This is a genomic window from Mesorhizobium sp. YC-39, assembly GCF_025753795.1.
Classification (GTDB): Bacteria; Pseudomonadota; Alphaproteobacteria; order Rhizobiales; family Rhizobiaceae; genus Mesorhizobium.
Map to the genome: position 1 here is coordinate 266,239 of NZ_JAOWPS010000006.1, position 19,440 is coordinate 285,678.

General features: G+C 63.3%; 21 protein-coding genes. 15 read left to right on the top strand and 6 right to left on the bottom strand.

The genetic code is table 11. The features are described from left to right. Nucleotides 1-8 precede the first annotated feature (8 nt). The 3 genes from OHD62_RS30110 to OHD62_RS30120 form a co-directional block, all read right to left on the bottom strand. Nucleotides 9-398, bottom strand: coding sequence for a hypothetical protein (locus OHD62_RS30110; protein ID WP_263790596.1), 390 nt, complete (start codon nucleotides 396-398; stop codon nucleotides 9-11). Nucleotides 399-477: 79 nt separating this feature from the next. Further along, nucleotides 478-2,103, bottom strand: a complete 1,626-nt coding sequence (gene groL, locus OHD62_RS30115; protein WP_263790598.1) for a chaperonin GroEL — start codon at nucleotides 2,101-2,103, stop codon at nucleotides 478-480. 95 nt (nucleotides 2,104-2,198) lie between these two features. Then, nucleotides 2,199-2,513, bottom strand: a complete 315-nt coding sequence (locus OHD62_RS30120) for a co-chaperone GroES (protein WP_107649902.1) — start codon at nucleotides 2,511-2,513, stop codon at nucleotides 2,199-2,201. A 246-nt stretch (nucleotides 2,514-2,759) separates the two neighbouring features. Between OHD62_RS30120 and OHD62_RS30125 the strand changes: the two genes are divergently transcribed. Together OHD62_RS30125 and OHD62_RS30130 are read left to right on the top strand one after the other, a co-directional pair. Next, nucleotides 2,760-3,014, top strand: a complete 255-nt coding sequence (locus tag OHD62_RS30125) for a hypothetical protein (protein ID WP_263790600.1) — start codon at nucleotides 2,760-2,762, stop codon at nucleotides 3,012-3,014. Further along, nucleotides 3,011-3,277: a DUF1488 domain-containing protein gene (locus tag OHD62_RS30130; RefSeq protein WP_263790601.1), complete on the top strand. Its 267-nt coding sequence runs from the start codon at nucleotides 3,011-3,013 to the stop codon at nucleotides 3,275-3,277. Before OHD62_RS30125 ends, OHD62_RS30130 begins: the two co-directional genes overlap by 4 nt. Before the next feature lie 89 nt (nucleotides 3,278-3,366). Here OHD62_RS30130 and OHD62_RS30135 read toward each other — a convergent pair whose 3' ends face one another. Together OHD62_RS30135 and OHD62_RS30140 are read right to left on the bottom strand one after the other, a co-directional pair. Beyond that, nucleotides 3,367-3,558, bottom strand: a complete 192-nt coding sequence (locus OHD62_RS30135) for a hypothetical protein (protein WP_263790602.1) — start codon at nucleotides 3,556-3,558, stop codon at nucleotides 3,367-3,369. Between the two features lie 47 nt (nucleotides 3,559-3,605). After that, nucleotides 3,606-3,821: a hypothetical protein gene (locus OHD62_RS30140; protein ID WP_263790603.1), complete on the bottom strand. Its 216-nt coding sequence runs from the start codon at nucleotides 3,819-3,821 to the stop codon at nucleotides 3,606-3,608. Nucleotides 3,822-4,056: 235 nt separating this feature from the next. Between OHD62_RS30140 and OHD62_RS30145 the strand changes: the two genes are divergently transcribed. The 9 genes from OHD62_RS30145 to OHD62_RS30185 all read left to right on the top strand — a co-directional run bounded on the left by OHD62_RS30145 (nucleotide 4,057) and on the right by OHD62_RS30185 (nucleotide 11,906). After that, nucleotides 4,057-4,464, top strand: a complete 408-nt coding sequence (locus OHD62_RS30145; protein ID WP_263790606.1) for a DUF3168 domain-containing protein — start codon at nucleotides 4,057-4,059, stop codon at nucleotides 4,462-4,464. A 174-nt stretch (nucleotides 4,465-4,638) separates the two neighbouring features. After that, a complete protein-coding gene (locus OHD62_RS30150; protein WP_263790608.1) occupies nucleotides 4,639-4,938 on the top strand; it encodes a hypothetical protein in 300 nt (99 codons plus the stop codon). A 101-nt stretch (nucleotides 4,939-5,039) separates the two neighbouring features. Next, nucleotides 5,040-5,705 (top strand): response regulator transcription factor, encoded by a 666-nt coding sequence (locus OHD62_RS30155; protein ID WP_097574085.1) that lies wholly within the window; start codon nucleotides 5,040-5,042, stop codon nucleotides 5,703-5,705. Next, nucleotides 5,689-7,143 (top strand): ATP-binding protein, encoded by a 1,455-nt coding sequence (locus OHD62_RS30160; protein ID WP_412177434.1) that lies wholly within the window; start codon nucleotides 5,689-5,691, stop codon nucleotides 7,141-7,143. The genes OHD62_RS30155 and OHD62_RS30160 overlap by 17 nt, the downstream gene beginning before the upstream one ends. Nucleotides 7,144-7,256: 113 nt before the next feature. Next, nucleotides 7,257-7,697: an RT0821/Lpp0805 family surface protein gene (locus OHD62_RS30165; protein WP_263790611.1), complete on the top strand. Its 441-nt coding sequence runs from the start codon at nucleotides 7,257-7,259 to the stop codon at nucleotides 7,695-7,697. Between the two features lie 179 nt (nucleotides 7,698-7,876). After that, nucleotides 7,877-9,010: a c-type cytochrome biogenesis protein CcmI gene (gene ccmI, locus OHD62_RS30170; RefSeq protein WP_263790613.1), complete on the top strand. Its 1,134-nt coding sequence runs from the start codon at nucleotides 7,877-7,879 to the stop codon at nucleotides 9,008-9,010. A 3-nt stretch (nucleotides 9,011-9,013) separates the two neighbouring features. Beyond that, nucleotides 9,014-9,457: a cytochrome c maturation protein CcmE gene (ccmE, locus tag OHD62_RS30175; RefSeq protein ID WP_263790614.1), complete on the top strand. Its 444-nt coding sequence runs from the start codon at nucleotides 9,014-9,016 to the stop codon at nucleotides 9,455-9,457. Then, complete coding sequence (locus OHD62_RS30180) at nucleotides 9,457-11,448, top strand: heme lyase CcmF/NrfE family subunit (protein WP_263790617.1); 1,992 nt, start codon at nucleotides 9,457-9,459, stop codon at nucleotides 11,446-11,448. Before ccmE ends, OHD62_RS30180 begins: the two co-directional genes overlap by 1 nt. Then, nucleotides 11,445-11,906 carry a cytochrome c-type biogenesis protein gene (locus OHD62_RS30185; protein ID WP_263790619.1) on the top strand — a complete coding sequence of 154 codons (462 nt, stop codon included), beginning with the start codon at nucleotides 11,445-11,447 and terminating at the stop codon, nucleotides 11,904-11,906. Before OHD62_RS30180 ends, OHD62_RS30185 begins: the two co-directional genes overlap by 4 nt. 188 nt (nucleotides 11,907-12,094) lie before the next feature. On the opposite strand, the gene OHD62_RS30190 is transcribed toward OHD62_RS30185, so the two are convergent. Continuing rightward, nucleotides 12,095-12,223 carry a hypothetical protein gene (locus OHD62_RS30190; RefSeq protein WP_263790621.1) on the bottom strand — a complete coding sequence of 43 codons (129 nt, stop codon included), beginning with the start codon at nucleotides 12,221-12,223 and terminating at the stop codon, nucleotides 12,095-12,097. Between the two features lie 207 nt (nucleotides 12,224-12,430). Here OHD62_RS30190 and OHD62_RS30195 point away from each other — a divergent pair, with 207 nt between their 5' ends. The 4 genes from OHD62_RS30195 (at nucleotide 12,431) to OHD62_RS30210 (ending at nucleotide 19,409) form a co-directional block, all read left to right on the top strand. Beyond that, complete coding sequence (locus OHD62_RS30195) at nucleotides 12,431-13,975, top strand: Do family serine endopeptidase (protein WP_263790622.1); 1,545 nt, start codon at nucleotides 12,431-12,433, stop codon at nucleotides 13,973-13,975. Nucleotides 13,976-14,286: 311 nt separating this feature from the next. Next, nucleotides 14,287-14,961 (top strand): response regulator transcription factor, encoded by a 675-nt coding sequence (locus tag OHD62_RS30200; protein WP_165779684.1) that lies wholly within the window; start codon nucleotides 14,287-14,289, stop codon nucleotides 14,959-14,961. A 6-nt stretch (nucleotides 14,962-14,967) separates the two neighbouring features. Then, the gene (locus tag OHD62_RS30205) at nucleotides 14,968-16,443 is read left to right on the top strand and encodes a sensor histidine kinase (RefSeq protein ID WP_263790627.1); all 1,476 of its coding nucleotides are present in this window, start codon (nucleotides 14,968-14,970) and stop codon (nucleotides 16,441-16,443) included. Beyond that, nucleotides 16,443-19,409, top strand: coding sequence for a bifunctional [glutamine synthetase] adenylyltransferase/[glutamine synthetase]-adenylyl-L-tyrosine phosphorylase (locus tag OHD62_RS30210; RefSeq protein WP_263790629.1), 2,967 nt, complete (start codon nucleotides 16,443-16,445; stop codon nucleotides 19,407-19,409). Before OHD62_RS30205 ends, OHD62_RS30210 begins: the two co-directional genes overlap by 1 nt. Nucleotides 19,410-19,440 lie beyond the last annotated feature (31 nt).

Consider the following 19,440-nt stretch of genomic DNA (forward strand, 5'->3'; position numbering starts at 1 on the left):
CGAAGATGTCAGGCGGCGAGAGCGACCGCGCAGCTTTGTGCCCCCAGCCTGTCGGGCGAGGTTTTTCCGGGCATGGTCGCCCAGCCGCCTGTCTCGATGAACTGCCACCTCTGGTAGCTGTCGGTGATGGCCTTGAACTCGACAAGTTTGGCGGCAGCGTCGGACGCCGTATTGAAGCGATCGACGCAAACCGCCGAGGCCAGCTCGCCGCGCGCCGTATCGCCGGCAGTCGCCGCCAGCGCGCGCGCGGTGCCGCCGGTCACCCAGCCACCCCAGTTGAAACCGATGATCAGCGTGGTGGCGACAGTTGCAGCGCATGTCCATAAAAGCGTGGATTTGGCTGGCCGGTAATCTTCCCATCTACGCGCGAGAGATGGCTTGCTGCTTTGTGTGGCCACGGAACAGTCCTTCCTGGTTGGTGTCGGGGTCGTTGCCTGGCCTTGTTGGCCAGGCGTTTCGGATCTGTCTAGGCGATGGTCAATAGCCGCCCATGCCGCCGCCCGTCGCAGGCGCGGCATCCTTTGCCGGAATGTCGCTGATCATCGCTTCCGCGGTGATCAGAAGGGCCGCGATCGAGCAGGCGTCCTGCAATGCGGTCCGTACCACCTTGGCGGGATCGACGATGCCGGCCTTGATCATGTCGACATAGATCTCGTTCTGGGCGTCAAAGCCCTGATTGTGATCCTTGCTGTCGGAAAGCTTGCCGACGACGATCGAGCCTTCGACGCCGGAATTCTCCGCGATCTGCCGGATCGGCGCCTCGAGCGCCCGCAGCACGATCGAAATGCCGGCCGTCATATCGGCATTGGCGCCTGCCAGCCCGGCTAGCGCGGATCTCGCGCGCAGCAGCGCGACGCCGCCGCCTGGAACGATACCTTCTTCCACCGCAGCGCGCGTGGCGTTCAGCGCATCGTCGATACGATCCTTCTTTTCCTTGACCTCGGACTCGGTCGCACCACCGACGCGAATGACCGCGACGCCGCCGGCGAGTTTCGCCAGCCGTTCCTGCAGCTTCTCCTTGTCGTAGTCGGAAGTGGTTTCCTCGATCTGCCCCTTGATCTGCTGGACACGCGCCTGGATCGTGGCCTTCTCGCCTGCGCCGTCGATGATCGTCGTCGTGTCTTTTTCGATCAGCACGCGCTTGGCGCGGCCGAGCATGTCGATGGTAATGTTTTCGAGCTTGATGCCCAGGTCTTCGGAAATCATCTGGCCGGCGGTCAGCACGGCGATATCTTCCAGCATCGCCTTGCGGCGGTCACCGAAGCCCGGTGCCTTGACGGCCGCGACCTTGAGGCCGCCGCGCAACTTGTTGACGACCAGCGTCGCCAGCGCTTCGCCTTCGACATCCTCGGAGATGATCAGAAGCGGCCTGCCGCTTTGCACGACGGCTTCGAGGATCGGCAGCAGCGCCTGCAGATTGCCGAGCTTCTTTTCATGGATGAGGACATAAGGGTCCTCCAGCTCGGCGCGCATCTTCTCGGCATTGGTAACGAAATAGGGCGAGAGATAGCCGCGATCGAACTGCATGCCCTCGACGACGTCGAGTTCGGTGTCGGCGGTCTTGGCTTCCTCGACGGTGATGACGCCATCATTGCCGACCTTGTCCATAGCCTTGGCGATCATCGCGCCGACGCTGTCATCGCCATTGGCGGCGATGGTGCCGACCTGCGCGATTTCGGCCGACGACTTGACCTTCTTGGCGCGTGCCTGGATTTCCTTGACCACGGCAGCGACGGCCTGGTCGATGCCGCGCTTGAGATCCATGGGATTCATGCCGGCGGCGACGAGCTTGGCGCCTTCGCGCAGGATCGAGGCGGCCAGCACCGTGGCGGTGGTGGTGCCGTCACCGGCGAGGTCGTTGGTCTTCGAGGCCACTTCGCGCACCATCTGCGCGCCCATGTTCTCGAACTTGTCGGCAAGCTCGATTTCCTTGGCCACCGTCACCCCGTCCTTGGTGATGCGCGGCGCGCCATAGGCCTTGTCGATGATGACGTTGCGGCCCTTGGGGCCGAGCGTCACCTTGACGGCGTTGTTGAGGATTTCGACGCCGCGCAGCATACGGTCGCGTGCATCGGTGGAGAATTTGATTTCCTTGGCAGACATGATTTCTCATCCCGTTCGTTGGTGGAATCGGCCGCTTCGTTTGCGCAATCGGCTGGTCGCCTAAGGCATCGAAAGCCGTTGGCGGTTCCGCCCGATCAGGCGGCCTTCTTGGTAGCGATGGTCTTGTCGATGATGCCCATAATGTCGGCCTCCTTCATGATCAGAAGGTCCTCGCCGTCGATCTTGACCTCGGTTCCCGACCATTTGCCGAACAGGATGAGGTCGCCGGCCTTGACGTCGAGCGCGATCAGCGCGCCGCTTTCGTCACGCGCGCCCGGACCGACGGCGATCACTTCGCCTTCCTGCGGCTTTTCCTTGGCATTGTCGGGAATGATGATGCCGCCCTTGGATTTGGTGTCGCTTTCGGCGCGCCGAATGACGACGCGATCGTGAAGTGGCCGGAATTTCATGGGAACTCTTTCTGGGGCCAGCTTAGGCGGCCGCCCTTCCTTTATAAGCCTGCTAGCACTCGATTGATAGGAGTGCCAAAAAATATTCATGCCCCGTTTGGAAAATAATCAACAGTATTATTTTTCAGAGCGATTTTCGCATCTCGCCTAGTCAAAAATAATGCGAAAAATTGATTTTTAGACACGAGTTCCTATTTTAGGTTGGAAACTCGCTTTTATAATATCGATCACAGGGAGATTTTAACGATGGCGGAATCTGGCCAGAATATCATGGAGAAAGCCGAAGCGCGCTTCATGGAGAAGCAGAAGAAAACCGCTGAGCGAAACCAGGCGACAGCCGAATATGTTTCCGAGGCGAAGGCCAGAATCATCAAGACGGCAAGGCTGCGGGCGCTGCGGCTGGCCAAGGAAGAGGCCGACCGTGCCGCGGAGGCCCTGAACCCGACACCGAAGAAAAAGCGGGCAGCAAAGAAGGCTTCTGCGCCGGAGGTAAAACCATGAGCCTGACATTCCCTAATCGCAGCCGCAGCTATGACGAGGCGGGCAAGCGTATCCGCTTTGTTGGCCATGACGGCATGTTCCAGATTTCCTTCTCGGTCGCCGCCGATGCCATGTCGAAGATGCAGCCGGGAACCGCAGCCGACGAGAATGGCTATCTCGCTGCCTTCGACACGGTGTCCAGCTCCATCCATGAGGTGGCCAGGAATGCTTATGCGCGAACCCGCAAGAGCATCTACGTGCTGACCGCGGCCGATTTTCGTTAAATCTCGAAAGTCGTCGCGTTCAGGGCCAAACGCGCCAGATCCATCCCGATCCAGGCGCGCAGATGTACCGGCCGAGACCGGCGACAGCATCAGGGCTTGCGGTTCGCCTTTGCCCGCCGCTTGACATCCCGACTGTTCAGCCGGTCGACCATCGCGTCCGCATCGCGCTTGTTCATGCCGACCATGACCTGATGTTTGAGCTCGACCGGCTGGCCGGTGAAGACGTCGAAGATGGTCCAGCTATCCGGCTGCTCCATGCGCAATGCGTAACGGTTTGTCATTCTGGCGCCCTTTGACTGCCGCACCCGACCGACAGATGTCGATGGCGTCAGGCCTGCATGGTGAAGAACACTGCTGCCAGAACAGCGACCGTCCAGGCCACCACGGACAGTTTCAAGGCCAGGCCCCCGTGCAGAAACAGCATCTCCCGCATGCGGGCCAACATGCTGTTCATGCCCTTCGACACCATCGGTTTCGCTGAAATCGGAACCGATGGCTTGATCCCAAGCTTTCCAAAAACAGGCAGCAGCGATGGTTCGCGCACGAAAACGACCTCGAATGTCCGGAGAAACCAGACACGTCCATAGCACGCTTCTTCAAACTCCTTGCATGCCAAATAAAAACAGGCGGGCTGCTAAAAAAGGCGTCCCTGACGCGCCAAAGGCGGCCATAAGGTGGCCGGACGATCTGGCGCGGGAAGCTGAACGCGGTTAGGCTGGAAGCAGCACGCGTTGACGGGCGCAAAGCCTGTCCAAGCGCGACGGGCGAGGGGACGACAGATGACGGCGCCCGGCGATTTGCAGCAGGCCCTGTTCCAGAGATTGAAAAGCGATGCATCGCTATCGGCGCTGCTGGGTGGCGCCGGCCTCGTCGAGCAGGCAACCGACAACGTTGCCTTTCCCTACGTGACTTGCGGCCATACCAGCGCTTTTGACTGGGACACTGGTGCGGACAATGACGCCGATCAGCTTGTGACGCTGCATGTCTGGTCGAAAGCGTATGGCGACGACGAAACCCGTGTCATCATGGACAGCATCAAGGCGCGCCTCGCCGACACGGTGCTGGTCATCGGCCCGCATGGCCAAACACGGCTGTCGCTGGAGTTTGCCGAAGCCCGCTTTGACGAGGATTTGGCGGTTCATCATGGACTGCTGCGCTTTCGCGCCATCACGCAGGAAAACGCCTAAGGCACTTTCAATATCGGTGAAACGGAGTCTAGACTGGGCCTTCGCTGACTTCACTGGGTTGGGCGGTGAAATCTCAGATTGATTGTCGCGCGTTTCAGGGGGTATTGCGGGCATGGTTTTTCGGGCGTTCACCGTTCATTTCACGTTCAGCACCGATGCGTTACAACGCCGACCATGAAAACGCTTCGCTCCCATCTCAAACCCGCGATGCTGGCGCTCGCAGCGGCCGGCCTGTTCGCGTCGCAGGCGATGGCGCTGCCTGTCGTCATGCCTGAGCAGGCCCCACCGATCATCCTGGCCGCCTCCGACTGCTACGCGATCGGCCAGCAGGTTGCCGAGCAGTATGGCGGCACGCTGGCCAAGGCCTCGCAGTCGACGCGCGGTGGCCAGGCGGTCTGCGTCATCGTCGTGCTAGTCCCGGGCAAGGATGGGCAGCGTCCGCGCCGGTCCGAAATCGTGGTTCCGCTGAACTGACCCAATCTTCCATCCTAAAGGCCTCGTTTCCCAGGCCGCTGGAATCGGCCTATATCTGACACTGGCAACAGGCCAACGCTTCAACAGGTATCGATCCCCGCATGCGCGTACTCGTCGTTGAAGATGACAAGGATCTCAATCGGCAGATTTCTGACGCATTGGCTGATGCTGGCTATGTTGTCGACAAGGCTTTCGACGGTGAGGAAGGGCATTTCCTCGGCGACACCGAACCCTATGACGCGGTGGTCCTCGATATCGGCCTGCCGCAGATGGACGGCATCAGCGTGGTCGAGCGCTGGCGCCGCGGCGGCCGCAAGATGCCGGTCCTCATCCTGACGGCGCGCGACCGCTGGAGCGACAAGGTCTCCGGCATCGACGCCGGCGCCGACGATTATGTCACCAAGCCATTCCATATCGAGGAAGTGCTGGCCAGGGTCCGGGCCTTGATCCGGCGCGCGGCCGGCCATGCGTCGTCGGAATTGACATGCGGTCCGCTGCGTCTCGACACCAAGGCGTCCAAGGCCGATGTCAACGGCGTGCCGCTGAAGCTGACGTCGCACGAATTCCGCCTGCTTGCCTATCTGATGCACCATATGGGCGAGGTCGTGTCCCGCACCGAGCTGGTCGAGCATCTTTACGATCAGGATTTCGACCGCGATTCCAACACAATCGAGGTCTTTGTCGGGCGGCTTCGCAAGAAGATGGGTATCGACATGATCGAAACTGTTCGCGGCATGGGCTACCGCATGCGTGAGCCGGAGGCGTAAGGCGGAACCGCTGCCTACCAAGCAAACCATAAGGTCGCCGCTTTCGCTGCGGTTCTGGCCGCGGTCGCTGGCGTTCCGGGTGATCGCCTTTTCCACGATCTGGGCGATCCTCACCCTGATCGTCATCTTCACCCTCATCACCACGCTCTATCGCCAGGCGAGCGAGCGTGGCTTCGACAGCCTGCTTTCGGCCCATCTGTTCAATCTGATCGGTTCAGTCGGCGTGTCCGAAGGCGGTTCGCTGACCGGCGCCCCCGATCTTGGCGATCTGCGATTCTCGGAGCCGAATTCAGGCTGGTACTGGTCGGTGGAGCCCGCATCGGAAGGTGTGCGCGGCGACCTTCATTCTTCCTCGATGACCAAGGAGATCCCTTCGCCGAGCGTCGCCGAAGTTCCTTTCAATTCCAGCTTCCAGCGCAGCTATGCCACGGAAGGCATCGATGGCGAGGAGCTGGAAGTGTTCGAGAGCGAGTTCGTCCTCGACGCGAAAAACCGCGCCGCGCGCTTCCGCGTCATGGGCAACCAGACCGAGCTCGATCAGGAGATTGCCACCTTCCAACGCCGCCTGCTGACTTATCTTTCCCTGTTCGGCGTCGGCATGATCGCCATCAACGCCATCGCCATCCTGCTCGGCCTGCAGCCGTTGCGCCGGGTCCGCAACGCGCTTGCCATGGTGCGCGAGGGAACCGCGCAAAGGCTTGACGGCCACTTCCCGGCCGAGATCGAACCGCTTGCCAACGAGACCAATGCGCTCATCGAAAACAACAAGCGCATCGTCGAGCGCTCGCGCACGCAGGTCGGCAACCTCGCCCATTCGCTGAAGACGCCGCTGGCGGTGCTGCTCAACGAAGGGCGGGCGCTTGGCGGCGCCAAGGGCCAGCTCATCGCCGAGCAGGCTGCCTCGATGCAGAAGCAGGTCGACCACTATTTGCAGCGTGCCCGCGTTGCCGCGCAACGCGACAGCGTCGTCTACCGCACGCCGGTGGCGCCACTGGTTCAGCGCATGGTGCGCGTGCTGCAAAAACTCAACCCACAGACCAATCTCTCGCTTTCATTGCCGGCAACCGATATTACTTTTGCCGGCGAACGTGAGGATCTGGAGGAATTGCTCGGCAATCTTCTCGACAATGCGATGAAATGGGCAAAAGGCGCCGTCGCCGTGTCGGTTTCGCCAATCTCCGGCAAGGGTGGCGCCGGCAAGGAAGGTCTCGCCAATCTGTTCGAGATCAGCATCGAGGATGACGGCCCGGGCATTCCCGAGGACAAGGCGCGCGAGGTGCTGAAGCGCGGACGGCGCCTCGACGAGACAAAGCCGGGGACAGGGCTCGGGCTTGCCATTGTCGCCGACCTCGTCAACGAATATGGAGGCGCTCTGGCGCTGGAACGGTCCGGCATGGGCGGGTTGAAGGCGGTGGTTCGATTGCGGAGCCTTCAGTGATAGTTTGCGAGCAGTCGGCTACGGCCAAATTTCCGACAAACATCAACACTATGGCCACGCCGACCTCCCGAAGGCGCGACCCTAGCTCTAACTTGAGAAAACCGGTTGTTGGCATGAAGATTCGCGTCGCGCTCGTTTCCGCACTGCTCGCCGTTTCCGGCTGCACGACATTGGGCAAGGGCCCGGACGTCACGGTTGCCCCGCAGCCGGCCTCCCTGCCGCCAAGCGGCGGCAAGGTGACGACAACGATCATTTCCGCCATGGGCGGCGGCCTCGTCGGCGGATCGATCGGCTCGGGGCTCAGCGATGCGGACAAGCGCAAGGCGCTGGAAGCTGAATACAAGGCGCTCGAATACACCGCGAGCGGCCAGAAGGTGACATGGAAGGGCGACAGTTCCGGCCGCTCAGGCGAGGTCGCCGCCGCCCAGCCCTACCGCGTCGGTTCGCAGGATTGCCGGCAATACACCCATACGGTGTTTACCGGCACCGCCGGCGCCACCGCGCGCGGCACCGCCTGTCGCAACGCTGATGGCAGCTGGACGCCGCTGACCTAATGCATGTCGCCCAAAAGTGCGCAGCGGTTTTGGGGCAACGACATGCATGAAATTAAGAACTAAGGCTCAATTGCTCCGGTCCGGTTGATATTGATCAAGGACATGCGGCGCGCCGGCCGTCAAAGCGTCGCAGTGCGCCTGTGTTGGCAGCGCAGGGCTCTGCCGCTATTGGAAGAACGATGCTGTTCTGGGTCATAGCCGCCATTCTCACGCTGAGCGCAAGCCTGGCGGTGCTGCTGCCGCTGGCCAGCGGTTCGAAGGGCGCGCCCTCTGCCGGCGACCATGACCTTGAAGTCTATCGCGACCAACTGGCCGAACTCGACCGTGACGCGGCGCGCGGCCTGATCCAGCCGGCCGAGGCCGAGGAGGCGCGCGCCGAGATCGCTCGCCGCATCCTTCGCCTGGGCAATGCGGATCCGGTCGCCAAGGCAGCCGGGCCGTCGACGGCGACGCGGCTTGTCGCGACAGTTGCGGTTCTGGCGGTTCCGCTGATCAGTTGGGGTTTCTACAACGAACTCGGCTCGCCCGACCTGCCGTCGCAGCCGCTGAGCGCACGGCTGGCCAAGAATCCGGCCGACAGCTCGGTGGACGAACTGGTGGCGCGTGCCGAGGCCCATCTTGCCGCCAACCCCTCCGATGGCAGGGGTTGGGACGTGCTGGCGCCGGTCTATCTGCGCCTGCAGCGGTTCTCCGACGCGGCCGCCGCCTACCGCAACGCCATTCGCCTCGATGGCGACAGCGCCGCCCGCCAGGCCGGTCTCGGCGAGGCGATCGCCAATGCGGCCGGCGGCATCGTTTCGGCCGAGGCGCAAGACGCATTCGAGGCGGCGTTGAAGCTCGATCCAGCCAGTCCAAAGGCGAGCTTCTATCTTGCCATGGGCCTGGCGCAGGAAGGCCGCGTCTCGGAAGCGACGGCGGCCTGGCAGAAAATGCTCGGCACGTTGCCGCAGGGCTCACCGTGGCGTGGCGCCGTCGAGCAGGCGCTGGCAGAATCCGCGAACAAGGCAGTCGCAGCGGGCGAGCCCGCGAAGGGTCCGGATGCCGGGGAGGTCGATGCCGCATCGTCGATGTCGCCGCAGGACAGGCAAGCGATGATCGAGACCATGGTTGCAAGCCTCGACGAGAAACTGCGGCAAAATCCGCGCAACGCGGAAGGATGGATGCAACTCGTTCGTTCCTACGTCGTGCTGGGCAAGGCCGACCAGGCGCGCGATGCGCTGGGTCGCGGTATCGCCGTCTTTGGCCCCGACAGTGAGGAAGCCAGGAAATTCGCCGCCTTTGCCGCCTCGCTTGGCCTGACGACGACGGAGTAGACGATGACGCGCAAGCAGAAGAGACTGTCGGTGATCGTCGCTGGCCTGGCCTTTCTCGGCGCGGCCACCGGGCTGACCTTCTATGCGCTCGGCCAAAAGGCCTCCTATTTTTATATGCCCGCCGATCTGACCACCGCCAGTGTGCAGCCCGGCCAGCGTATCAGGCTGGGCGGGCTGGTTGAAAAAGGCACCATCCAGCGCGGGCAGGGCGCCACCGTCGCCTTTTCGGTGACCGACATGCACAAGTCCGTCAAGGTCTCGTATACCGGTATCCTGCCTGACCTTTTCCGCGAGGAGCAGGGCGTCATCACCGAAGGCGCCTTCGGCCCGGACGGCGTCTTTGTCGCCGACAGCGTGCTGGCCAAGCACGACGAGAACTATATGCCCAAGGAGGTGGCCGACGGCCTCAAGGCCAAGGGCGTGTGGCAGGAGAGCAAGAGTGAATAATGGTTGAAACCGGACATTTCGCGCTCATCCTCGCCTTCGCGCTGTCGCTCGTCCAGATGCTGGTGCCTTTCTACGGCGCGCGCACCGGCAACCCTAGGATGATGGCCGTCGGCGGTCCTGTCGCCGTGACCGGCTTTGCCCTCACCGCACTCTCCTTCGCGGCACTTGCAACAGCCTATGCGAGCTCCGATTTTTCGGTGGCGAGCGTCTGGGAGAACTCGCATTCACTGCAGCCGCTGATCTACAAGATCACCGGAACCTGGGGCAACCACGAAGGCTCGATGCTGCTCTGGGTGCTGATCCTGACCTTCTTCGGCGCGCTCGTCGCCGTCTTCGGCGGCAATCTTCCGGCGACGCTGCGGGCCAATGCGCTGGCCGTGCAGGGCGCGATCGGCGCGACCTTCTTTCTGTTCATCCTGACCACGTCCAATCCGTTCGCCAGGCTCAATCCGGCACCCATCGAAGGCCGCGATCTCAACCCGATCCTGCAGGACCTCGGCCTCGCCATCCATCCGCCGCTGCTCTATCTCGGCTATGTCGGTTTCTCCATCTGCTTTTCCTTCTCGGTCGCTGCCCTCATCGAGGGCCGCATCGACGCGTCCTGGGCGCGCTGGGTGCGGCCATGGACGCTGGTCGCCTGGATGTTCCTGACCGGCGGCATCGCCATGGGCTCCTACTGGGCCTATTACGAACTCGGCTGGGGCGGTTTCTGGTTCTGGGATCCGGTCGAGAACGCCTCCTTCATGCCGTGGCTGGCGGGCACGGCGCTCTTGCATTCGGCGATCGTCATGGAGAAGCGCTCGGCGTTGAAGATCTGGACGCTGCTGCTGGCGATCCTGACCTTCTCGCTGTCGCTGCTCGGCACCTTCCTGGTTCGATCCGGCGTGCTGACCTCGGTGCACGCCTTCGCCACCGACCCGACGCGCGGCGTCTTCATCCTCTGCATCCTGACGCTGTTCATCGGCGGCTCGCTGGCGCTGTTTGCCTTGCGCGCCTCGCGGCTGACGGCCGGCGGCCTCTTCCATCCGATCTCGCGCGAAGGCGCGCTGGTCCTCAACAATCTGTTCCTGACCACCGCAACCGCCACCGTGCTGGTCGGCACGCTCTACCCGCTGGCGCTCGAAGCCATCACTGGCGACAAGATCTCGGTCGGCGCGCCGTTCTTCGACCTGACCTTTGGTCCGCTGATGCTGCCGCTGCTGGCGATCGTGCCGTTCGGGCCGCTGCTGGCCTGGAAGCGTGGCGATGTTTTCGCCGCCGCCCAGCGCCTGATGGCGGCCTTTGCCCTGGCGCTCGCCGCCGTGCTGGTGACGGCGTTGCTCGTCGACGGCGCCTCGGTGTTCGCCGCGCTTGGCGTCGGCCTCGCCGTCTGGCTGGTCTGCGGCGCCCTCACCGATCTTGCAGTCAAATCCGGCGCAGGCAGCGTGGCGCCTGCCATCATGCTGCGGCGTTTCGCCGGCCTGCCGCGCTCGGTCTTCGGCACCGCGCTCGCCCATCTCGGCCTCGGCCTGACGCTGCTCGGCATCGTCGGCACGATGAGCTTCGGCGCCGAGAAGATCCTGACCGTGCGCGCCGGCGAGACCGTCGAACTGTCCGGCCACACGCTGCGCTTCGAGGGGCTCTATCCGGCCCAGGGCCCCAATTACAGCGAGGACCGTGGCCGCTTCGCCCTGCTTGGCGCCGACGGAAGCACCGCCAGCGAAATCACTTCGGCCAAGCGCTTCTATCCGGTGCGCCAGATGACGACGACCGAGTCCGGCATCAAGACGATCGGGTTCAGCCAGCTCTACCTCTCGCTTGGCGACGAGGCGACCGACGGCTCGGTTGTGGTGCGTCTGTGGTGGAAGCCGCTGGTGACGCTGATCTGGGGTGGCGGCCTGGTGATGATGGCGGGCGCCGCGATGTCGCTCATGGACCGACGCTTGCGCGTCGGCGCGCCGTCCCGGCGTCGCAAGGGGACGAGCGCTGTGCCTTCTGCGAGCCTGCCATGACCAGGTTTTCGCTCGCCGCGCTAGTGCTGCTCTTGTCGCTGTTGTTTGCCGGCAGCGCCTTCGCGGTGAAGCCCGACGAGGTCCTGGCCGATCCGGCGCTCGAGGCGAGGGCGCGCGCCCTTTCCGAGGGGCTGCGCTGCATGGTCTGCCAGAACCAGTCGATCGACGAATCCGACGCCGACCTTGCCCGCGACCTGCGCATCCTGGTGCGCCAACGCCTTGTCGCCGGCGACAGCGACCAGCAGGTGATGGATTATGTCGTTTCGCGCTACGGCGAGTTCGTGCTTTTGAAGCCGCGCTTCAGCCTGCGCAATGCGCTGTTATGGGGCATGCCGGTGTTTCTACTGCTTGCCGGCGGCGCCTTCATCGTGCTCAGCGCCCGCTCGCGTCGCTCGACGGCAACGAGTGCCCTGACTGCCGAGGAGAAGGCGGGGCTGGACAAGATACTGGGTAACTGAAACAGGTAGCGGACCTACGAGATTGGTCGCCGCCTTTTCTGTCTACGGGCCAGAATTCTGCTGCGCTGCACCCTTCGCTTGAGATAGCGGCATGGATCCCAGGGTCTCCGCGACGGAGCTTCGCTCCTGCTTCGCCCTGGGATGACGACGTCGCGAGTGCTCCCGCCAAGCCTCCGGGTGTGGCTACCTCACACCTTGCCTGTGCGCTCGGCTTCCACAGCCTCGATCACCGCGTCGATTTCCGCCATTGCTGCTTCGTGAGGCACCAAACGACCCGCCTTTGCGTCGGCTATTCCGCGCTTGATGCCTTCGAGCACCTCAGTCTCCCAATCGGTTGAGACTCGAATTCGCATGGTACGGCCTGTGGTCATTTTTGAAACCCCGTGCTCTCACGCATCCCCTCAGCCCGGCAACATTACAAAAGTTTCATGCACTGGAAATGGCGACGTAATGTGCGCCCCTCTATTTCTCCTTGCCTGAGGATGCTCACCTGAGCGCATCCCATCAAAGAGGATAAGAGAACCATGAATATTGCCCCCAATTCATATCCCCGCACCCACAAACGTCTGATGGCCGCCGCCGCTTCTGTCGCCATTGCCGGCGCAATCGGCTTCGCTGCCGTCGCCACCGGGACAGCACCGGTCCTGGCCGACGCCGTGCGTGTCGAGGCACCGCAGGTGCCTGGCTTCGCCGATATTGTCGAGCGTGTTTCTCCCGCCGTTGTCAGCGTCAAGGTCAAGGCCAGGATCGAGCCGGCGGCCGATGACGGCTCCGACCAGTCCGACGATCCGGACGGCTTCAACAATCTCCCCGACAATCCGCAACTGCGCCGCTTCTTCAAGGAGTTCCGCGGCTTTGGCGACCAGGATCAGGGTCATCGCCGTTTCGGGCGTCGCGATCACAACAACGACCAGCCGCGCCCGGTTGCGCAAGGCTCCGGCTTCTTCATCTCCGATGACGGCTATCTCGTCACCAACAACCATGTCGTCGAAGAAGGCTCGGCCTTTACCGTGGTGATGAATGACGGCAAGGAGCTCGACGCCAAGCTGATCGGCACCGACCCGCGCACCGATCTCGCCGTGCTCAAGGTCGATGGCGTCGGCAAGTTCACCTATGTCGACTTCGCCGATGATTCCAAGGTTCGCGTTGGCGACTGGGTGGTGGCGGTCGGCAATCCGTTCGGTCTTGGCGGCACCGTCACCGCCGGCATCGTCTCGGCCCGTGGCCGCGATATCGGCGCTGGACCCTATGACGATTTCCTCCAGATCGACGCTTCGGTCAATCGCGGCAATTCCGGTGGTCCGACCTTCAACCTCAACGGCCAGGTGGTCGGCATCAACACCGCGATCTTCTCGCCGTCCGGCGGCAGCGTCGGCATCGCCTTCGACATTCCAGCCTCGACCGCCAAAACGGTCGTAGAGGATCTGATGAAGAACGGCTCCGTCCAGCGCGGCTGGCTCGGCGTCGAGATCCAGCCGGTCACGACAGACATCGCCGAATCGCTCGGGCTGAAGTCCGAGAAGGGTGCGCTTGTTTCCAGCGCCCAGGACGATGGTCCCGGCAAGAAGGCCGGCATCACGTCAGGTGATGTTATCACCCAGGTCGACGGCAAGGATGTCGCTTCGCCGAAGGAACTGGCTCGTCTCATCGGGGCCTATTCGCCCGGCAAGTCGGTCGACGTCACGGTCTGGCGTGATGGCAAGAGCGAGACGCTCAAGGTCGACCTCGGCAAATTGCCCTCGAGCGACAAGCAGGCCTCGGCCGACCAGCAGCAGCCCGCCGCTCCGGCAAAGCCCGACACGCTGGCCGATCTCGGCCTCACCGTCACCAAGTCGGACAATGGCAAGGGCCTTGTCGTGACCGATGTCGACCCGGACAGCGATGCCGCCGATCGCGGCATCCAGCCCGGCGACGTCATCACCACGGTCAATTCGACGGAAGTGAACGGCACGGCGGACGTCGACAAGGCAATGGCCGATGCGGTGAAGTCCGGCCGCAAGGCGGTGCTGATGCAGATCACCCGCGACGATACCAATCGCTTCGTCGCGCTGCCTGTCGCTAAGGGCTGATCGTTCGACTTTTCCAATGCGGTGGTTTCAAACACCCCCGAGCCGCCGCATGGGAAAGGATGGAGCAAGACACGTTAGTCAGTCATCGTGTCTTGCTCCAGCGGCAGCGGGCTCCCATCGCCCGCTGCCGCGTAATGCCGAGCATGTCGCCAAAGCTGCCCCCCGGGAGCGTGAGGCGACTGTGGTGAATTGATATAAGAAACAAAGACTTATTGCGTATCCTTGAATCAGTTTATTTGCGATACACCCAGAAGGCCATGATGCACATGCCGGCCACTCAATCTTCCAGCGAAATCGCGTATAACGGCTCTATGAAGATTCTCGTCATAGAAGATGATCGCGAGGCCGCCGATTACCTCCAGAAGGCCTTTGCCGAGGCCGGGCACACCGCGCATGTCGCCGGTGACGGTGAAACCGGCTTCGCTCTTGCCGATGCTGGCGACTATGACGTGATGGTCATCGATCGCATGATGCCGCGCCGCGACGGCCTCTCGGTCATCGCCGGTCTGAGATCCAGGGGTAACACGACGCCGGTGCTGATCCTGTCGGCGCTCGGCGAGGTCGATGACCGCGTCACCGGCCTGCGCGCCGGCGGCGACGACTATCTAACCAAGCCCTACGCCTTCTCCGAACTGCTCGCCCGTGTCGAAGTGCTGAACCGTCGCGCCAGCTCCAGGGAAGCCGAAACCGTCTACCGGGTCGGCGATCTCGAGCTCGACAGGCTCTCTCATTCGGTCCGGCGCGCATCGCGCGAGATCACGCTGCAGCCGCGCGAGTTCCGCTTGCTCGAATATCTGATGCGCCATGCCGGCCAGGTGGTGACGCGCACCATGCTGCTCGAAAATGTCTGGGACTACCATTTCGATCCGCAGACCAACGTCATCGACGTTCATGTCTCGCGGTTGCGCGGCAAGATCGAGAAGGGCTTCGACAAGCCGATCCTGCATACCGTTCGCGGCGCCGGCTATATGCTGAAGAGCGGGTAGGGCCTTATGGCACTGTCCCTGCCGGCCATCATGAGGACGACGGCGGCGCGGCTTTCGGCGCTCTATCTCCTGCTTTTCGCGCTTTGCGCCGTGCTGCTCGTTCTCTACATGACCTCGCTGTCGGCGCGCATGCTGACCGCGCAGACGCAGGAAACGATCAACGACGAGGTACTCGGCCTCGCTCGGGCCTATCAGCGCGGCGGTCTGCCGGTGTTGGTGCGCGTCGTCGAGGCCCGCTCTCGCCAGCCTGGCGCCAACCTCTATCTGATCGCCGACACCAACGGCCAGATCCTGACCGGCAATGTCCAGAGCCTGGAGCCGGGGGTGATCGAGACCGAAGGCTGGACGACGGAGCCGTTCTCCTATCGGCGTTTTGGCGAGGGCGAACTGGAGCGGCAACGCAATCCAGTGTCTGACCCGAACGACATGCAGTCCGGCCAGAGCGAGGTGCAGGCGGAGGGCGAGAAGGGCCACAACGCCATTGCACTGGTGCTGCGCTTACCCAACCAGATGATCATGCTGGTCGGCCGCGATCTTGGCGAGCCGGAGCGGTTCCGCGCCGTCATCCGCCGCGCCCTGATGCTGGCGCTGGGCATGATGGGGCTTGGCGGGCTCCTGATCTGGTTCTTTGTCGGTCGTGCGGCGCTGAAGCGCATCGACAGCGTGTCGGAGGCGAGCCGCCGCATCATGGGCGGCGATCTTTCCGGCAGGCTGCCGGTTACCGGCGCCGGCGACGAGTTCGACCGGCTCTCCGAAAACCTCAATTCCATGCTCGCCAGGATCGCCACGCTCAACGAGGGTCTGAAGCAGGTCTCCGACAACATCGCCCACGATCTGAAGACGCCGCTGACCCGGCTGCGCAACCGCGCCGAGGCAACGCTTTCCGGCAAGCACAGGACCACCGACTACCGGCAGGCGCTGGAAGGGACCATTACCGAGTCCGACCAGCTGATAAAGACCTTCAACGCTATCCTGATGATCTCCAGGCTCGAGGCAGGCTATTCCTCCGAAAGCACCAATCGGGTCGACCTGGCGGCCGCCGTGCGCGATGTCGTCGAGCTCTACGAGCCGGTGGCGGAAGAGGCCGGTGTGACGCTGGAGAGTTCGGTCGAAGGTAATTTTGCCGTCGACGGCAATCGCGAGCTGATCGGCCAGGCGCTGTCGAACATCGTCGACAATGCGATCAAATATTCGACCGACTCGACCGGCAGGCCCGGCGTCCGCGTGACGCTGGAGCGAGTTGGCGGCGAAATCAGGCTCACCGTCTCCGACAATGGCCAGGGCATTCCCGACGACGCCGACCGCGCACGGGTGACCGAGCGTTTCGTGCGGCTGGAAAAAAGCCGCTCGCAGCCCGGTTCCGGTCTTGGTCTCAGCCTCGCCAAGGCGATCATGACGTTCCACAACGGACGGCTTGATCTTCTGCCGGCAAATCCAGGATTGTCGGTCGTCATGAGTTTCCCCGGACGGGAGGAGCACTGATGGCGGCGAGGGCGGCTGCGAAACGGGTCGGGGCCAACTGGCTTTTGCAGCCGGCGGCCAAGCTTGTTCCGCTGGGTCCAGGCCGCGCCAGGCGGGAATTGTCGGAAATCGCTTCAGCCGCGCAGGGAGAGGGGCTTGCGCGGCTGGCGAAATTCCTGGCCGGCAAGGGAGCCGCCCAGGATTTACTTGCCGCCATCTTCGACCTGTCGCCGTTCCTGCGCGACACGGTGCGCCGCCGCCCTGAGATTCTCGACACGCTTTTCGATGAGACGGTCGAGGCGCGGCTGGCCTCGATCGGCGTCGCGATCGACAAGGCCGCGCGTGCGCAAGCCGTCTCCGAAAGCAGCCTGATGATGGAGCTGCGGCAATGGAAGACGGAAGCGCATGTCCTGATCGCGCTCGCCGATCTTGCAGGCGAGGCTGAAACAGCCGTCACGGTGCGGCGGTTGAGCGATCTTGCCGACGCCTGCACCCGTGCCGCCGTCGACTTCCTGCTTCGCGATGCGCATGAGCAAGGCAAGCTCAAATTGCCCGACCCGGAAGATCCTTCGCGTCAGTCGGGCTGGATCCTGCTCGGCATGGGCAAGCTCGGCGCGCATGAATTGAACTTCTCGTCCGACATCGACCTCGTCGTCTTCTTCGACCCCGAAGCGCCCGCCGTCATCGATCCGCTCGACGCGGCGGAGCTGTTTGCGCGCCTGACCCGCCGTCTGGTCCGCATTCTGCAGGACCGCACCGAGCACGGCTATGTCTTCCGCACCGATCTCAGGCTGCGCCCCGACCCCGGTTCGACCCCGCTGGCGATCCCGGTCGATGCAGCACTTCGCTACTACGAGGCGCGCGGCCAGAACTGGGAGCGCGCCGCCATGATCAAGGCGCGTCCTGTGGCTGGCGATATCGCCGCGGGCGACGCATTCCTCAGGGAATTGCAGCCCTATGTCTGGCGCAAGTACATGGACTATGCGGCGATCGCCGACGTCCATTCGATCAAGCGGCAGATCCACGCCCACAAGGGCCATGGCGAGATCGCGGTCAAAGGACACAACGTCAAGCTCGGCCGTGGCGGCATTCGCGAGATCGAGTTCTTCGTCCAGACCCAGCAGCTCATCGCCGGCGGCCGCTTTCCCGATCTGCGCGGCCGCGAGACCGTGCCGATGCTCGGCCAGCTTGCTGCGCGCGGCTGGATCACGGCCGACGCCCGCGACACGCTCACCAGGCAATACTGGTTCTTGCGTCGCGTCGAGCATGCCATCCAGATGGTCGCCGACGAACAAACCCACACGCTGCCGGAAGACGACGAGGGGCAGGAACGCATTGCCCGCATGCTGGGTTTTGCCGATGCTGCAGGTTTTGCCGAGGCGTTTCGCGCTGCGCTGCACCAGGTCGAACGCCACTACGCCGCACTGTTCGAAACCGCGCCCGAGCTCTCGGCCGGCGTCGGCAATCTGGTCTTTACCGGCGATGTCGACGATCCCGACACGCTGCAGACCTTGAGCGGCCTCGGCTTCCAGCGGCCGAGCGACATTTGCCGCGTCATTCGCGGCTGGCATTTCGGCCGCTACCGCGTCACCCAGTCGGCCGAGGCGCGCGAGCGGCTGACGGAACTGACACCGGCGCTGCTCAAGGCATTCGGCCAGACGCGCCGGGCCGACGAGGCAGTCATTCGCTTCGACGAGTTTCTCGCCGGCCTGCCTGCCGGCATCCAGCTCTTCTCACTGCTCCAATCCAATCCCGCCCTGCTCAAATTGATGGCGACGATCATGGGCGCGGCACCCCGGCTGGCCGCGATCATCACGCGCCGGCCGCATGTCTTCGACGGCCTGCTCGATCCGGCTCTGCTGACCGAACTGCCGAACCGCGCCTATCTCTCGGCGCGTCTCGCCGCCTTCATCGAAGGCGACCTGGCTTACGAAGACGTGCTCGACCGCTTGCGCATCTTTGCGTCGGAGCAGAAATTCCTGATCGGCGTCAGGCTGCTTGCCGGCTCGATTGACCCGGCCCGTGCCGGCCGCGCCTTTTCGGATCTTGCCGATCTTACCATCGATGCAGCCTTGCAGGCGGTGACGACCGAGTTCGCGCTGCGCCATGGGCGCATCGCCGGCGGCACCGTCGCGTTGCTCGGCATGGGCAAGCTCGGCAGCCGCGAGTTGACGGCCGGCTCCGATGTCGACCTCATCCTGCTCTACGATCACGAGGCTGACGCCGAAGAGTCCGACGGCGACAAGCCGCTGGCGCCTTCTCACTATTACACCAGGATGACGCAGCGGCTGATATCAGCCGTATCGGCGCCGACAGCCGAGGGGGTTCTCTACGAGCTCGACCTTCGTCTGCGCCCGTCCGGCAACAAGGGGCCGGTGGCCACCCATGTCGATGCCTTCAAGAAGTATCAGCGCCAGGACGCCTGGACCTGGGAACACATGGCACTGGCCAGGGCCCGCACGATCGGTGGCGATCAAGCGCTGTGCGCCGAGGTCGAGACGGAAGTGACGGCATTGCTTGCCTTGCCGCGCGATGTCGCCAAGGTGATGACCGAAGCGTCCGAGATGCGCGCGATGATCGAAAAGGAGAAGCCGCCGCGCGACCTCTGGGACATCAAGCTGGTCCCGGGCGGGCTCATCGATCTGGAATTCATTGCCCAGGTTGCCGTGATCACGGGGCAGGCCGAAGCCGGCCGCAGGGCCACCGGGACAGCCGACATCCTGTCGCGCCTGGCACCGGATTTCGCTCAGACCCAGGTCAGGCAGGAACTCTGCGATGCCTATGCGCTCTATCTGGCGCTGACCCAGATGATCAGGCTCTGCCTCACCGGTGTGTTCGAACGCGATGACGTGCCGCCGGGGCTTTCGGATCTGCTGCTGGCGGTCACCGACCTGCCGGATTTCGGTGTGCTGGAAGCACACCTCAAAGAGACGTCGCAAAAGGTCAGAAAGGATTTCGACCTTTTGCTTCGTGCCAAACGACCGTGACGGCAAAGGCCTGAAGGTTGTTCGGTTCGCA